The 14,997-nt window shown below is 45.6% G+C and carries 17 protein-coding genes and 1 tRNA gene; 7 read left to right on the forward strand and 11 right to left on the reverse strand.

The annotated features are described in order from the left end of the window. Positions 1–67: 67 nt before the first annotated feature. The 3 genes from J3482_RS08540 to J3482_RS08550 all read right to left on the reverse strand — a co-directional run bounded on the left by J3482_RS08540 (position 68) and on the right by J3482_RS08550 (position 2,459). Positions 68–1,477 carry a DHA2 family efflux MFS transporter permease subunit gene (locus tag J3482_RS08540; protein WP_206922280.1) on the reverse strand — a complete coding sequence of 470 codons (1,410 nt, stop codon included), beginning with the start codon at positions 1,475–1,477 and terminating at the stop codon, positions 68–70. 160 nt (positions 1,478–1,637) lie between these two features. Then, on the reverse strand, positions 1,638–2,054 hold the full coding sequence (locus tag J3482_RS08545; protein WP_146821058.1) for a MarR family transcriptional regulator: 417 nt from the start codon (positions 2,052–2,054) through the stop codon (positions 1,638–1,640). A 318-nt stretch (positions 2,055–2,372) separates the two neighbouring features. Further along, a tRNA-Leu gene (locus J3482_RS08550) sits at positions 2,373–2,459 on the reverse strand. A gap of 397 nt (positions 2,460–2,856) precedes the next feature. Between J3482_RS08550 and J3482_RS08555 the strand changes: the two genes are divergently transcribed. Next, the gene (locus J3482_RS08555) at positions 2,857–4,158 is read left to right on the forward strand and encodes an ATP-binding protein (protein ID WP_206922281.1); all 1,302 of its coding nucleotides are present in this window, start codon (positions 2,857–2,859) and stop codon (positions 4,156–4,158) included. 762 nt (positions 4,159–4,920) lie between these two features. Here the strand turns inward: J3482_RS08555 and J3482_RS08565 are convergent. Further along, positions 4,921–6,123: a macrolide family glycosyltransferase gene (locus J3482_RS08565; protein WP_206922282.1), complete on the reverse strand. Its 1,203-nt coding sequence runs from the start codon at positions 6,121–6,123 to the stop codon at positions 4,921–4,923. A 174-nt stretch (positions 6,124–6,297) separates the two neighbouring features. Between J3482_RS08565 and J3482_RS08570 the strand changes: the two genes are divergently transcribed. Beyond that, positions 6,298–6,600: a hypothetical protein gene (locus tag J3482_RS08570; protein WP_146821066.1), complete on the forward strand. Its 303-nt coding sequence runs from the start codon at positions 6,298–6,300 to the stop codon at positions 6,598–6,600. A gap of 16 nt (positions 6,601–6,616) precedes the next feature. Here J3482_RS08570 and J3482_RS08575 read toward each other — a convergent pair whose 3' ends face one another. Further along, positions 6,617–7,465, reverse strand: coding sequence for a helix-turn-helix transcriptional regulator (locus J3482_RS08575; protein ID WP_146821068.1), 849 nt, complete (start codon positions 7,463–7,465; stop codon positions 6,617–6,619). Positions 7,466–7,586: 121 nt separating this feature from the next. Here J3482_RS08575 and fabF point away from each other — a divergent pair, with 121 nt between their 5' ends. After that, positions 7,587–8,819 (forward strand): beta-ketoacyl-ACP synthase II, encoded by a 1,233-nt coding sequence (gene fabF, locus J3482_RS08580; RefSeq protein ID WP_146821070.1) that lies wholly within the window; start codon positions 7,587–7,589, stop codon positions 8,817–8,819. A 214-nt stretch (positions 8,820–9,033) separates the two neighbouring features. On the opposite strand, the gene J3482_RS08585 is transcribed toward fabF, so the two are convergent. Genes J3482_RS08585 through J3482_RS08595 form a run of 3 tightly spaced genes read right to left on the reverse strand, consistent with a single transcriptional unit; the run spans position 9,034 to position 9,801 of the window. Next, positions 9,034–9,333, reverse strand: coding sequence for an antibiotic biosynthesis monooxygenase family protein (locus J3482_RS08585; protein ID WP_223203978.1), 300 nt, complete (start codon positions 9,331–9,333; stop codon positions 9,034–9,036). Between the two features lie 59 nt (positions 9,334–9,392). Next, on the reverse strand, positions 9,393–9,605 hold the full coding sequence (locus tag J3482_RS08590; protein WP_146821074.1) for a hypothetical protein: 213 nt from the start codon (positions 9,603–9,605) through the stop codon (positions 9,393–9,395). Beyond that, positions 9,592–9,801, reverse strand: a complete 210-nt coding sequence (locus tag J3482_RS08595) for a hypothetical protein (RefSeq protein WP_146821076.1) — start codon at positions 9,799–9,801, stop codon at positions 9,592–9,594. Before J3482_RS08595 ends, J3482_RS08590 begins: the two co-directional genes overlap by 14 nt. Positions 9,802–10,052: 251 nt before the next feature. On the opposite strand from J3482_RS08595, the gene J3482_RS08600 reads away from it, so the two are divergent. From J3482_RS08600 to J3482_RS08615, 4 genes are all read left to right on the forward strand, one after another. Further along, positions 10,053–10,289, forward strand: coding sequence for a hypothetical protein (locus tag J3482_RS08600; RefSeq protein WP_146821078.1), 237 nt, complete (start codon positions 10,053–10,055; stop codon positions 10,287–10,289). A gap of 172 nt (positions 10,290–10,461) precedes the next feature. Then, a complete protein-coding gene (locus J3482_RS08605; RefSeq protein WP_146821080.1) occupies positions 10,462–10,683 on the forward strand; it encodes a hypothetical protein in 222 nt (73 codons plus the stop codon). Between the two features lie 232 nt (positions 10,684–10,915). Next, complete coding sequence (locus tag J3482_RS08610; RefSeq protein WP_146821082.1) at positions 10,916–11,365, forward strand: YfmQ family protein; 450 nt, start codon at positions 10,916–10,918, stop codon at positions 11,363–11,365. A gap of 153 nt (positions 11,366–11,518) precedes the next feature. Continuing rightward, positions 11,519–11,689: a hypothetical protein gene (locus J3482_RS08615; protein ID WP_021298314.1), complete on the forward strand. Its 171-nt coding sequence runs from the start codon at positions 11,519–11,521 to the stop codon at positions 11,687–11,689. 134 nt (positions 11,690–11,823) lie between these two features. Here the strand turns inward: J3482_RS08615 and J3482_RS08620 are convergent, their stop codons facing one another. The 3 genes from J3482_RS08620 to J3482_RS08630 form a co-directional block, all read right to left on the reverse strand. Next, positions 11,824–12,732 (reverse strand): EamA family transporter, encoded by a 909-nt coding sequence (locus J3482_RS08620; RefSeq protein ID WP_206916564.1) that lies wholly within the window; start codon positions 12,730–12,732, stop codon positions 11,824–11,826. Positions 12,733–12,869: 137 nt separating this feature from the next. Beyond that, the gene (locus J3482_RS08625; RefSeq protein ID WP_206922283.1) at positions 12,870–13,331 is read right to left on the reverse strand and encodes a CBO0543 family protein; all 462 of its coding nucleotides are present in this window, start codon (positions 13,329–13,331) and stop codon (positions 12,870–12,872) included. 990 nt (positions 13,332–14,321) lie between these two features. After that, positions 14,322–14,997: transposase (locus J3482_RS08630; RefSeq protein ID WP_206922284.1), on the reverse strand; the 676-nt coding region annotated here is incomplete at its 5' end.

Consider the following 14,997-nt stretch of genomic DNA (forward strand, 5'->3'; position numbering starts at 1 on the left):
TTGACATGTATGAGTCAACACAACGAAGCGTGACAAGGTTCGACTTCAGTATCAAGGCGCGAGGAAGTTACGCCTTCTTTTTATGTGTAAGAAATAAACTTGGGATGAAGAGTCCCGCAAGGACAATCACAGATACCAAAAAACCCGCATGATAGCCTCTCACCCCATTGGCAACAGTGGGATGCAATCCTCCTATGACAGCGGCAACAACAGTTGCGATAACCGCGGTTCCAAAACTCGAACCAAGGTTCTCAATCATATTGATACCGACACTGGCTTCCGGCAGTTGTTTGCCATCTAGTCCTATATAAGCTTCACTCGTCAACGGAAGCATAATTCCGCCGAAACTGGTGCCCCGGATGAACAATACGATGGAAATCCAAATCATACTGGTTTTGTCAGTGATAAAAATGAGTGGAATCGATCCAATCAGCGAGAGAACAAGACTGACGATGACCACATATTTCGCGCCAATCTGATCAATCATTTTTCCAATGACAGGTCGAGTCACAAGCATCCCAAGACCTTGAGGAATTAGCGCAAGCGCCGCTTCGATTGCCGTGAAATGGCGACTGTTCTGAAAGAATAGTGGGAGTATGAGCATGGGCCCCATGATTGCGATATTCGCTAAAAACAAACCGACGCTGGATGCTGAGAAACGCTTATGTGCAAACAAATTTAGTGGAAGCACTGTTTGATTCTTGCGGATTCGGTTATATAGGAGGTAGAGAACTGCTAGCGCAAACCCAATACCCAGGCATAGCATCGTTTCGCTGTTGTTAAATGACGTATAATCCGCTGCCTTCGTAATTCCGTAAATCAACACTGCACTCATGAAGGACAAGTCAATGATCCCAAAAACATCGAGTTTACTGTCTTTTTTGAACGGCTCAAAGTCAGGTATCGTCTTCATCATCAATGGTGCAGCAATCAAAACAATGAACACGTTGATGAAGAAAATCCAGCGCCATGACGCACCTTGAACGATAACCCCACCGATGACAGGTCCCAAGATAGGTCCAAAGATCATCGGTGTGCTGACAATGGCCATCACTTTCCCTACATTCTCTGGGCCTGCGGTTTTCACCAAAAGTGTGGACATCAGCGAGGTAATCATCCCAGCGCTAAATCCTTGAAGCAAACGAAAGAAAATAAAAGCAGTGACACCCCAACTAATTCCAACAAACAAAGAAATGACACCAAAGGAGAAAACCGCACCTACGAAGACTCTCTTCCCATTATATTTGTTCACAATCCATCCAGAGACAGGAACAGCCATCGCAAGCGCTAAGATGTATCCCGTAATCGACCATTGAATCGTATCCAACGTCGTGTTGAAATCCCTCGTTAGTTTATCAATGGCGATGTTCACCATGGTTGAATCCAGCATTGGCGCAATGGCTCCAAGGGCAATCGCCCAGGCAGCCGCAAGCACTTCTTTGGACAATCCTGGTTCTTTTACTTTACTCTTTGACATACGATGCTCCTTTCTCATATCAGATGATAAAAATTGTTTCCTTGTCACTAAAAATATACCCATTTTATTTCCCTGTCAACAAAAAGTTGTCATAAAAAAACATCCCGTTCTCAAATAGAATCGGAATGCCTGTGATTTATCCAAGTAAACGCATCGCGATTTAATGAACTGTTAGACCTTGCTTCTTTATTTCAGCATCCAAATGACGACTGTAATTTTCCACAAACCTAAGCATGCTGTCGAATTCCTCGTCTGTTACTTGTTCAAAGACAACTTTATCCCGCTCTTGAAACGCTTTGTGCAGTTCCTCATGGACTTTATAAATGACTTTCCCTTGCTCCGTCAGTCTAAAATAGATTTCCTTTTTGTTATCCGACCTCTGGTAACTTTCGATCAAGCCTTTTTCAATCAACTTCTTCGTTAATTTGCTGATGGCGCCGCGAGTCATATAAAGGGACTCCGCGAGTTTTGTTACATTGGGATCTATATTTTTTCCAATGGATTCAATACAATGTACTTCAGAAGGCTTAAAACCTTTAAGACTCTCCTCCATCTGAGACTTATTCAGCCAAATCATCTTGTCAAATAAGTCCCTAAAATTCGTTATCAGTTGTTCTCTTTTATCGAAGGTCTACTCCCCCCCCCGGACGGCACAATGATGATTATATTGATTTTTTGTTTCTTTATCAACAATATAAAACGAAAATACCTGATGATGACAGATGTTCAGGTAATGCAAGATAAGCTATTTTTGTCCATAGCCAATTCGAGTAACCAATATTACAAAACCAATTGTCGCCACTGCTGCTCCGATGGCTCAATGGATATGTAATATCAGGAAATTGATTCGTACAAAAGGGACTTCGGGAAAATCCCGAAATCCCTTTTGTACACTTGGTGCCGAGAACCGGACTCGAACCGGTACGGGGTTGCCCCCGGCAGATTTTAAGTCTGCTGCGTCTGCCAATTCCGCCACCCCGGCTTGTAGCGAAAATCATGGTAACACAAACAACATATACTGGTCAAGCACCCATGTGGCACACTGATACGCAATGATTTATAGAGGCCCAGCAGAAACGCAGCATCTGTATAGCGTTGTGCAACGATGGTGCTCATCATGGATAGTCGTTCACCTGTTGGGTGTGTCATTGGAGCTATCAGGAATCATCCATCTAACCTTTATCACTACATAAGGACAGGGAACCGCCTGTTATTTCATCACGCAACGCAAATCACCATGCAGGATTATGCTAGAATTCTGATGAGTTTGAGGTGAAAGAAGAAATCACGCCATCATCAGGCTACATATGTGACTCAGTACTGATGTCGTGCAATCCATAAAATGGTGGAATCAGCATAGAGCTTTCGGGGTGGTTGGGTTGGATAGGTTGCGAAAACAGATCTCCAGCTTTAGTCCAGCAGGGGTAACTTCGTTTTATGTTTTGGTCTGCTACATATGGCATTGGATTAGCGGTGTCTTTTTTGCACATTTTTTCGCGCATGGGTTTCCTTGGTTTGTTAATTCCGAGAGATTCTTGATTTTGACAGCAGGAACAACCATTCTGTTATACATTTTATGTAGACGCCTATGGGGCACAAAAGAACTCATGGAATCATTTTTTAATCATACGACGGATGCGCTATCGGTATTCGATACATCTATGCGGATTGTTATGGTGAATCCTGCTTTTGAATCGCTATTTGGGTATACGCAAGCGGAACTAGCTGGTCACCTTCTTCCGATTACCCCTGCCGCTGAACTCGAAGACATTCGAACCAAATTTCACGAGGTTGTCCAAGGAAAAGTGCCATTCGTTGAATACGAAGGGAAAAAGATATGTAAAAACGGTCAAACCCTTAATGTGTTAGTGCGACTATCCCCGATTAGAAACGCTCGGGGAAAAATTGTTTCGATTTCCGCCGTGTCTAAAGATATGACAGAACTGCGGAATACTCAACAGATGTTGATTAACTATGAGAAATTGCGGGCTGTAGGGCAACTAGCGGCCGGTATTGCGCATGAAATTAGAAATCCACTCACATCGGTGATGGGGTTCCTACAGTTAATGGAAAATACTGTGCCTGATTCTCAGCAGAAGTATTTTTCTGTGATGCAGAATGAGCTTGCTAGAATTGAAAGCATCACGAATGAAATGCTTGCCCTTGCTAAACCTCAGGCAATGCAATATCGCCCAATTAATCTCCCTGACGTTCTTATGGATACTGTAAATCTTTTAAGTGCTCAGGCACACATGAACAACATTGAAATTGAAATTCAATTCGATAGCAATGAGGCACCGGTTTTAGCCGAGTTCAATCGACTAAAACAAGTATTTGTAAATGTCATTAAGAACGGTATGGAATCCATGAACGGTGGTGGCGTTCTGCAGATTCGGATGCATCAGACAGGAGAACTTGTCATCGTATCATTTTCCGATCACGGCAGTGGCATCCCCGAAGAAATTATGAACAAAATTGGAGACCCTTTTTTCACCACGAAAGAAGATGGGACGGGTCTGGGTCTACTTGTGAGTCAAAATATTATTCGAGACCACTCTGGAACGATGGATATTACGAGTGAGTATGGAAAGGGAACAACGGTGACCATTTCTTTCCCCCTATATCCACACAAATTTAAGGAAGCGGCCGCAAGTGCGGAAAACAATCTTTCCCAAAAATAATTCATATACAAGGAACGCTTGAGCAGATTGCAGAAAAATGCCCTTGCAGACATGCAAGGGCTAAGTTGTCGAAAACGTATTGAAGTCTCTGTGGAAAAAATCCCCTGACAGGGGTTTTAGAAATCAATTGGCTTTGTCTTCTGCAGTACTGGTAGCATCGTCATAATAAATAACCACCTGATTCACACGACGATACATGTCTCTCACCCCATATATCATTATGAGATTGACTGCTCAATAAAAACCCCCGAAAAACGATTTATCTCAAAACACATGGCTCACTAGGCGAACGCACAATCGTCTTCTGGCCTTTTGCCATATGTTGTGGGCGACGCTAACCATTCAGGAGGGATTTTTCAATGGTCCGATATATTGTCCAACGCGGGGATACATTGTGGTCAATTGCAGAGAAATTCGACACGTCAGTCGAAGAAATCGCCAGAGTAAATGGCATTCGAAACCCCCATATGATTCACAAAGGGGTCGTATTACGGATTCCTAGCCCTCATTTTCACAATCATCATCATGGAAGTCACACCCATCAACAAACGCCTCCAAGCCATCACCGAAATCAGCCGAATGATTATCCGCCCCAACCCGACTACCCATGGTACGTAAATGACACCGAATAAAAAATACATGCCACCAACCTGGCATACTCCGAAAAGACCGCGTACCTCACACGAGGTTCGCGGTCTTTTTTCAAATATAGCATCACACGCAGACCGCCAGTCGAACGGGATTTAAATGTAACTCGAAACACTAGTCGGCAATTCCTCGACTTCGCTTGAATGCAAAGATCTCGTCGACAGCTCGTTCATACCCACCGGCCGTTCGGAACGAATCTCCAATCTCCTCACAAACCTTTTTGATGGACGCATCCTTGAGCACGCGTTCTGTCACCGCTCGAAGTTCATCCGCAGAAAGTTCGTCTGGATTCAAATAGACGCCTGCACCGACTTCAGCTACACGCCGTGCGATCATAGGTTGGTCTGCGTTTTGCGGCAGTACAATCAGCGGCACACCGTAATACAGTGCTTCACTCGTACTATTCATTCCGCCATGCGTGATAAACACTTTTGCATGTTGTAGGACTTCGAGCTGTGGCACGTAATGGTGAACAAGAAAATTTGCAGGAATGGCGCCAAGTTCCTCTATCTGCGTCTGTCTACCAACGGATAGCAGTACGGTGTACTTGGTGTTTGCAAACGCCTCAAAGCAGCGCTTGTAAAACTCGACCGCATGATTGAACACCGTGCCCAGTGAGATATAAATCAAGTTGTCTGTGTCGACTTGTGAAAAATCAAACGAACTGTTGAGACGCGGAATGACAGACGGACCAACAAATTTATACGATTCGTCGAATCCTTCTCCGTCCGGTTGAAAGTGCCTCGATGTATAGACGATAGTCAACGGCGCTGGATTGCAAAAAACTTCGTAGGTAGATTGCACTTGTAGATGATATTTCTCTTGCACGTGACACACCAGCTGTTCAAACTCCTCTTTTCCACGTGCGTTCACGTCATCTGGAAAATTGCGCGATAACTGCTCTTGCAAACGATTAAACTGATTTTCGTCAATTGCAAAACTGGTACACGAATTAATAGCCGGCAAATGAAGCAATTGCGCCAGCAACCGTCCACAACCAAACATAGAGTCATGGATGATGTAATCAAACTCCTTGTCTCTTGTTTGCGCTAAAACACTAGGAATCACGATGTCAGCGGTCCGCAACAGTCCCCCCACTCGCGCCCATGGCGTGCGCCCCCCCGCAAGAAAAGCCGCCAAAAATTCCTCTATGTCAAACGTGATCACCCTTGCACCCGTACGTTCAACATCTGCACGAAAGGGTTCAGCCGTAAAGTAAACGACCTCTTCACCCCGACGAATCAGTTCTCGAACCACACCGAGTGTAGGATTAATATGTCCTTCAGAACCTGCATTAATCAACAAGACGCGTGCCATAGCCGTCACCTCATAGGTCATATCATACGTTCTCGTAAAATGAGCAGCTCAGTAACATCATAACCGTTGATGAGGAAATTTCGATGAAACAATGAGATATTCATGATATGATTCAAGCGCTGTGACGACACGTTATCGTAATACCTTAAATCATGCATGAAAGAAGCGAGCATTATGAAATCCTTTATTTCTGCATCTGAGGCATCCGAGCTAGCTGTGAAACACATGGCAGCCCTCATTCACGCCGAACCCCACGAAGGAAAGTGGGTCATTGACGAATGTCGCTTAGCCGCCTTCTTCCACGACTCAGATTGGTATCCCGAAGGATGGAAAATCACCATCAACGGTGATGTACCCCTGGTGTATCGAGCCGTTGTTCAATACAAGTCTCCGGGCAGACTATCCAAACACGAAGTGACGATGATTATATCCGTGGATGCGGAAACTGGGGCATTTCGAGGTTATCAACCTGTATAGCAGAGCACAGGAAACATTACAGGTTCCGATGGATATCATGTTTCACGAGCTTCTTAATTTTATCCTCCGTATGGGTACCTTTCGAAGGCGTATACACGCTAATCCGGATATCATTGCTTCCTTGAACTTGCAGCGAAGTAAGGTCAAAGAGCATTTTCCCAGCCTTCGCATGCCTAAATTCAATAAACATATCAGGCGCCGAACTAACTTCATTGTGATTCCAAAAACTCTGAAATTCAGGATTGACCTGGCTAATCTTGTCGACAAAATCAATGTACCAAGGGTCACCCATGAATTGACCGTAATAGGAGCGAAAAATCGCCACAAAACCACGGATAAAATCGTTCCAGTTTTCCGCTAACACCTTAAATTCTTTTCTAGTAAATAAAATCCACAGAATATTCCGTTCCTCCGCAGGCAGTTCATCAAAATCAATGAAAACCTTAGCCGCGGCTTCGTTCCAACCGATAATATTGCACCGTCTATCCGAAACAAACGCCGGGTAAAAATGCAATTGCTGAAGAATTAAGTGGATAGCCGAACTTACCTCCGTCGTACTCGCGGTAAGCGACGACTCGTATTGCCCCGTCGCAAGTACGAACAAATACTTTCGCTCGTCGTGCGTCAAACGAAGAGCATCCGCAATACAATTGAGCACTTGTGGGGACACTGAGATATCGCGTCCCTGCTCTAGCCATGTATACCAAGTGGTACTAACCCCTGCCAAAAGTGCGACTTCCTCGCGCCGAAGACCTGGCGTGCGCCGTCGACCACTAGCCGGTAAACCGACGTCATGCGGCTGAAGTTTACCTCTTTGCGTCCTTAAAAAATCAGACAGTGCTTGCCGTCGCACGGGATCGTTCAATGTTAAGCCTCCATCAAAAATGGCATCGTATTACTCTTAATACCAGTATAAACTGCAACCTGTACCAGAATAAAGCGGATGATAACCTAAGGAGTAGACGAGACGATTGGGGGAGTCAACCATGGAGAGCGTGGTCATCACAGGTATGGGCGTCATTACGCCACTCGGAAACGATGTAGACACCTTCTGGAATGGCTTAATTTCCGGGAAGTCTGGTATTTCCAAGATCGATTCATTCGATGTATCACAGCACAAGGCACAAATCGCAGGACTGGTTCGAACGTTTCAACCCGACGACGTACTTGGTCGGGAAGCTCGTCGGATGGATAGGTTTTGTCAATTTGCGTTGGCTGCCGCGCACCAAGCGATGGAAGACGCAAAGATCAGCATGGATGACGAAAACAGCGCGCGAGTTGGCGTTTATATTGGCAGTGGAATTGGTGGACTTCAAACCTTATTGGAAAGTCACAAGACATTACTAAATCGTGGACCAAAGCGCGTAAGTCCAACATTGGTTCCCATGATGATTCCCAATATGGCAGCAGCACAAGTCAGCATTCACTTTGGTGCTACAGGCCCCTGCGTTGCCCCTGTCACCGCATGTGCGACCGGAAATAATGCAATTGGCGAAGCGTACCGACTGTTGCAGCAAGACAAAGCGGATGTCGTCATCGCGGGTGGTTCTGAAGCAGCCATCAATGAATTGACCCTCTCGGGATTTGGCAATGCCACCGCACTCTCGACCCGCAATGACGAACCAGAGCGCGCTAGTCGTCCCTTTGACGCTGATAGAGACGGATTTGTCGCTTCCGAAGGCGCTGGAATCGTAGTACTCGAGACACTCAAACATGCGAAACAGCGGAAAGCCGACATATATGCAGAAATCATTGGCTACGGTGCGTCCTCGGACGCATATCACATCGTTGCCCCAGAGCCGCAGGGTACCGGTCAAGTGCAGGCGATGCAAGAAGCGCTTCAAGACGCTGGAATCCGCTTGGAAGAAGTTGACCACATCAACGCTCACGCTACCAGTACCATTGGGGATGCAGTTGAAACAAGCGCTATCAAGCGCTTATTCGGCCATCACGCCTACAAACTGACCGTTACCGCGAACAAATCCATGTTAGGGCACATGCTGGGCGCCGCTGGAGGCGTCGAAGCCGTCGCACTTGTGAAGACGCTACGAGAAAGTATTATCCCACCGACCATTAATTTGGAAAACCCCGACCCTGCATGTGATCTCGACTATGTCCCACAAAGTTCGAGACACGCAGAGGTGAAAATCGGTATATCGAACTCATTTGGCTTTGGCGGTCACAATGCTGTATTGGTCATGAAGCGGTATGAAGATTAACGTGGCAAAGTCAGACAATGCATGCACCACAATGCGTAGATGAATCGAAGTGCACAAGTATGATATCGTTAGGGTGACTCATAGGTGTTTCATTCGGCGATAAGTCCAAGTTGAAAATGCAGTGAACAAAATCGATTATCAGTCTAAAATTGGATAGCTGACTAGGCAGTGCACACGTTCACAAAATGATTGGACCTGCGTCCCTATGCCACGCTTATGCCAACACTTCATAGGAACGCAGCGTCTTTTTCATTTTCGGACCATCATTTTGATTTCGATTCGCCTGCATTGTCCGATGCTCATTCACATGTTCTTCTCGCGAAATCCAACGCTTAAAGTGCTCGTTACTCGCCCACTTGGAGACAAACGCATATTCAATCGTATCTTTGTGCTCCGTCCGCCAGTACTCGACTGACTGCAACCCTTCTGCTTCAACGATTTCCGCACGGTTGCGTTCCATTTTGTCACGCAATCTCTCTTCGAACGCTTTCTCAATCTCGAAACTCGCCTGCATCACAAACACCTGTACGCCCCCCTGAATCAAATTTGTATACACTAATTATATTGATTAGGTTATGATAACTCAATCGTATTAAATTTCGGAACGAAATTGGTCGAATAATCCGGCATCACCTTCGTTCTTGCCAATGCCATTTCCCGAGCTACGGTCGTATGCATCGTCTCAACAAACATCACGAGTTTCGTATCAAAATGGTCCAAGCCAAAACGCTTATCGCCAGATGACTGATAATTTCCAAATAGATCACGCTCATCATAAAACCTCATGTTCAAATATTCCACACGTCGCAAACGGGCGCGCAAACCGGATGGCGCCCAACGCGTCGAGCCTGTTCGCATCTTGGACGCACATCACGTGCAAAACATCGCGCGCAGGGTTTGAAGACGAAGCTTGTCGTGCAGCCTGTATAAACGCTATGTCTCCTTTATCAAACCGAGACCACGAACATAGCAACACGTTCAAGAACCAACCCTCCCGATTGTTGAACCCTTAATTTCACCCCGTAGCACATTTTCGACATCACTCGACTACGGTGTATCATGGCTCGCTGGTGAGCACCTGTACAAGAGCGGGGTTCGGTCACAGGTGTTCATCAGCAGCCGCTGCCACCTAGCTTGTCTTCATGCCTCCCCCGAAGTTCTCCTTCATTCGACGTGAGCGGAGACAAGTCCGATTCACATTGCATGTACTGCATGTGAAAGGAGCGATTCACGATGGCATCTGCTGTCCAGTTGTTGGCTGGTCAAACGCGCGATTTCTCACGTGGTAATGCAACAGCAACAATCCCCACCATGGTCCGTCTTCCAGTCGGCCAGGCACTCATCATCAACCTAGGCGTCAATGACACCATCTTTGTAAAAAGCGGGACTCGACGTGTCACCCGTACTCGTATCATCAACTTAAAACCTGGACAAACGGTTGTTGTCAAATCTGTACGCACCTCTTCATGACTGAAAACACATAGCTATCCAGAGCGAGACGACTTTTTGTCGTCCGCTCGTTCGTATGATACCTCCATGTTGACAAAGGTTTGATTCAGCCATCTTGAGGCGTTTTTGATGAGGATATCGCAAACTATGCACAAACAGACGAAACCGTCGACATATGAGGAGGAGGGTGCATATGAGTGATATTCAACATGTAGCCAGTATCATCGTATACAAAGATGGCCACCGCGAGTTACTATGGGACGCCTCCGTTTCGATGGAAGAGTGGTATAACGAGTTTAAACAAGCGACAAAAGACTTAGAAAAAGCCTTGAATCAGCAGCAAAGAGATACCATAACCAGCCAAAAAGAACCTTATCGATTTCCACTATGCGACGTGGGATGGGAAGACCAATAAAATTCCTCAATCCAGATAAGCTATAATTGGAGTTTTGCAAAGAGCGTGCCATTTCCCCGGTCACTCAAGGCACGCTCCTACTATCCACAACACATCTGAATCTATATTCAGAGAGGCCACCAAACGATATGTAGATGATCCCCTTCTGCGAACCATGATAAGATGAATACGACTGTGTGCGTAATCTATACTACATAATAAAGTTAAAGTCGGTTCTAGAGGGGTTCTTTACATGGTTTTCTGGATTATCATGATTTTATTGGCACTTCACATCATCGGTGCATTCTTCATGAGCCCCCCGACAGCTTGGGCGGACAAATTCTTCAACATGTTTGCGACTCACCCGAAACTCAAACGAGATCTGGTTCAATCCATCAAGGTGAACGAAATTGCATTAGAAGGCGAGCAACTCTCAAAATTTGTCGATGCTTTTCAGGCTGCAAACTTTTTATACGAAGGCGGATTGATTCATGGCCATGATCAAAACCCGATAACTATCCAAATCGTACAAGCTAAGGATACGTTTCGGTTTCACGCGTATCTATATGGGGACGGTATGGTGGAAATGATAAGAATCAAAAAGAACAAACATATCCCATACAGATTGCGGTCGACCGACTTAGAATCCGAACTTCTCTCGTACGACACGACCAAGCCCCCACAACACAACATTTCCAATTAAACATCTTAAAACATCGACAATCCTGTTTCGCCCCCACAATGTTCAACATGAGACCATTTCAATCGTTTTTTGATGTACTGAGATTATGCTTCTCGTGTTGGACTTCTATTGCACTTCTATTGCACTTCTATTGCACTTCATGGAGGCGATGACATGACTACACATAAGCACTGGGAAGTGGATTCAATTTGTCCAAAATGCGAGAAAGTGAATAAAGTGGTTGTACCCGAAGGAGAACTCGTTGTGCTCGTGCAGTGCATGCATTGCGAACATGGGTATCAATATACACATGTGGTGCGAGACCATACAGAAGTCGAAGACTAAGGACATCCCTTCGGGAACTGAAGGATTTTGTTCATGACGATGGACAGACCTCTCCATGACGCCGTACATCCGCGCCCTCGAAGTCTCATACCTACTTGGGCGCGGAGTGTACATAATGCTTGGCGATAAGCGCCTTACTTCAGACCCAGCATCACAACCCCAAAGGTCACAAATATGGAACTCATGATGGTAAACCGGGTTAGCCGCTCCAAGTCCCGCATAAACACCCCACACAACAACGCAATGACAACAGGCTGACTTCCCGTAATCATCGAGACGACAGAAACATTCGTTTCCGAGACCGCTTCAAAAAACAAAAATACAGCCGCCGCATTGAGGAATCCAGAAGCAACTAACCAAAGGTTAATATGAGTCGAATAGTATCGAATATAGAATCGCAATTTCCCCATCAGCGCCAAGACCAGAACATACCCAAAGAGCGCCGCTAGTGTGTCTAAGGCTGCGGCGAAAATCGGGTCAATCGGGATACCAGAGCCCAATTTTCGGAACGAATATCCGATTCCTTGACATAACGTTGCCACCACAGCGACCACAATCCCTGAACGAACAACTTTGGAGAACATATTTCTATCGGAATATGCAATACCTTCGACCACTAAAATTGCAATGCCTGAGGCAAGCAGCGCGATTCCGATGACATCCAGTAAAGTCAACCGTTCGCCTAGAACGGAAATCGCAATCATGAGGGTGACAACTGGCGCCATGGCGATAAAAATAATCCCTCTAATAGCACCAATTCTCCGAATCGCAGCATAGAGCGCTAGTCTTCCTAAAAACGTTCCCACGATACCCGCTGACATACAGAAAACTACATTTTTTAGCCAGCTCTCCCCGATTAAGAGAGGTGCCGGATCGTCAATTCCGTCAAAAATTAAATTGACAGTCAAAATGACACCACCAATTGCGAGAATCGGAAATAGGCCATTATCAGCTGGAAGTGTATTTTCTTGTCCTTTTCTCAAGAACATATTAGACAATGCATAACAAATGGTAGCGAGTAACGCAGACAATTCTCCAGGCACATGCTCCCCCTCTTTCTGGCAGTGCAATGGACAGGCGCCATTGTTTAGCATACTGTTTCGATTTGGGGAATATGTCAGGACTCACTTCACCATGAGGGTTACGCGCCGACTCGAAATTTTCCAGGGAATTTTAATGCCTAATCCATATACGCTTTGTGGGCGAGTTTGCGTGATATGCGCCTATTCCACACTAGAATGGGGACAATTATCAGATATGCCAAGCCCGAATACCACCACTTCCAACCATGATAATACATCACGCCAAAATGAATGGCTGCCTGTTCATATAACGTACAAATAATATCGATCCCGATAATATACAAAATTTTATAAACCCAAGGTTTCCTATAGGGGTAAAAATTGAGAATTATTGCATTTCCCGCGGGATACAGGCCAAACATCATTAAAATGGTTTGCCAACTTGGCCCTTTATCAAAAAAACCGTATAGGTCGTACTTTAGGTCGATGTATGTATTCGCAAATAGCTCGAAAAACAGAGCAAACCACGCGCTCGAATATAATTCCCACCAATGAATTCGCTTGTGCATAAAAAGCGCTGTGACATTTAAAATGATTATAGAAATAACAATCAAAGCCATGCTCTGACACCACCACCTTTAGACTACCCGACACCCATCCGCATCATCCTACTTCGTGTACGCAACAATACAACCCGTGAAACGGAAAATACAAAAATAGGACAACTCGAAAGAGTTGTCCCAAGGTATCTGACCATGACGGACAGGGGCCGCCACAGGATGAATTATAAAAACCTGATGTGGAGTCACAATGGAAGTCATATGTTTTTTTTATGGAGATGATGTCGCGCACCACGTATCACAGATGTTCAATCCCACAATATCATATGGACATATTTCCCACTTGAACTTTGCAGTCCTTGTACATACCCTGGTATTACACAAACACCCTAAATGTGGGCAGCTTCCGCTGCCCCCTCTTTTTCAGACCCGCTTACCGGTGCTTACGATAATCAGGCTATTTCCCTTTGCCTTGACGAGCTCTCTTTGTCTCACCCTGGACTCGTTCTTCATGTTCCTCAACTGGGAGTGTCTTATTCGCATCGTTATGCGTGGGCTCTGGGTGCTTCTTTGACATCTGATGGATTCCCCCTTACAACAAAATTGTAAGCAGGAAGCAGTAAAACATACGCACCAATTAAAGTGCGTACAAAAAGTCCCACATTCAAATGGCCGGAAAACCAAGATAGGCTCACTTTCTCGACGCCTGTGTGATTTCATATCGTCATTACATCGGATTCCGGAAAACGAGTTAAATGTATTAGTACTACGCTATCTTGAAAAATGTTAAACCCAAATCATAATACCTCCCTCCTTAAACGGCTTCTGTGCCCCTCACCGAATCTGTATTCCCTCGAGCATCGTAATACCCTTCACCTGAAATCAAATGCATAGAAACCCTACACGTGCTTACATTAAGTGAAAATAGAGCGTTTTGCAGAATGGTCGTTTTGGGTGGAGGTGAAAAAGGAACAACACCTAGGGTAAGCAGACAATATTCCATATATCGGTATTCTTGCGCCGTGTCTCATCAGGTCAACTTGTTATGATTTATGCAGTTTTCTTGTGTCGTTCGATATGGTTCACAGCTAGTGCCGATGCAAGTAACACGATCGCGTTGAGGAACATGTACGCCTTTACTTTTCGGATGCCTCGGACATGGACGTCGTTTGCCGTCAAATTTGTCTTAAGCCTTGCGTTGCAACGCTCTACAGCAGTTCGCTCGTTGTATAACAACTTCCAATTCTGCGTGCCTCGGTGTGGTGTGCAGTACCGCCGAATATCTTCTGTGATCCGCTTTTTGACCACCATACCGTAGTTGGATTCGGAACATGCCGCGATTCCAAGCGGACAATCCACCTTCCCAACCGCGTGCGGACAGCGAAACTTTAGTCGGTCACCGTCCGCACCCCAATACACCATGTTATATCCCATCGTGCAACGCGGCGTCCCGTCCGATGCGATTCCTTCAGGCGGTTCTTTTTCACCGCGCTTGTTCATCGCGATAATCGCCTGTGCACCATATTGACGAACCGTTTCATAGTTTTTGACTTGATCATATCCAGCATCCATCATGACAAAGTCGATTTTCCAACCGTGCGTCGTCACGACGTGTTCCAGCAATGGCGCCGCCATCTCACCATCAAAGACGTTCGCTGGTGTGACATCCAAAGCAACTGGCAGTTCACTCGCGGTATCCACAGCCAAGTGGAATTTGTATCCGAAC

Source organism: Alicyclobacillus suci (assembly GCF_017329615.1).
GTDB lineage: Bacteria > Bacillota > Bacilli > Alicyclobacillales > Alicyclobacillaceae > Alicyclobacillus > Alicyclobacillus suci.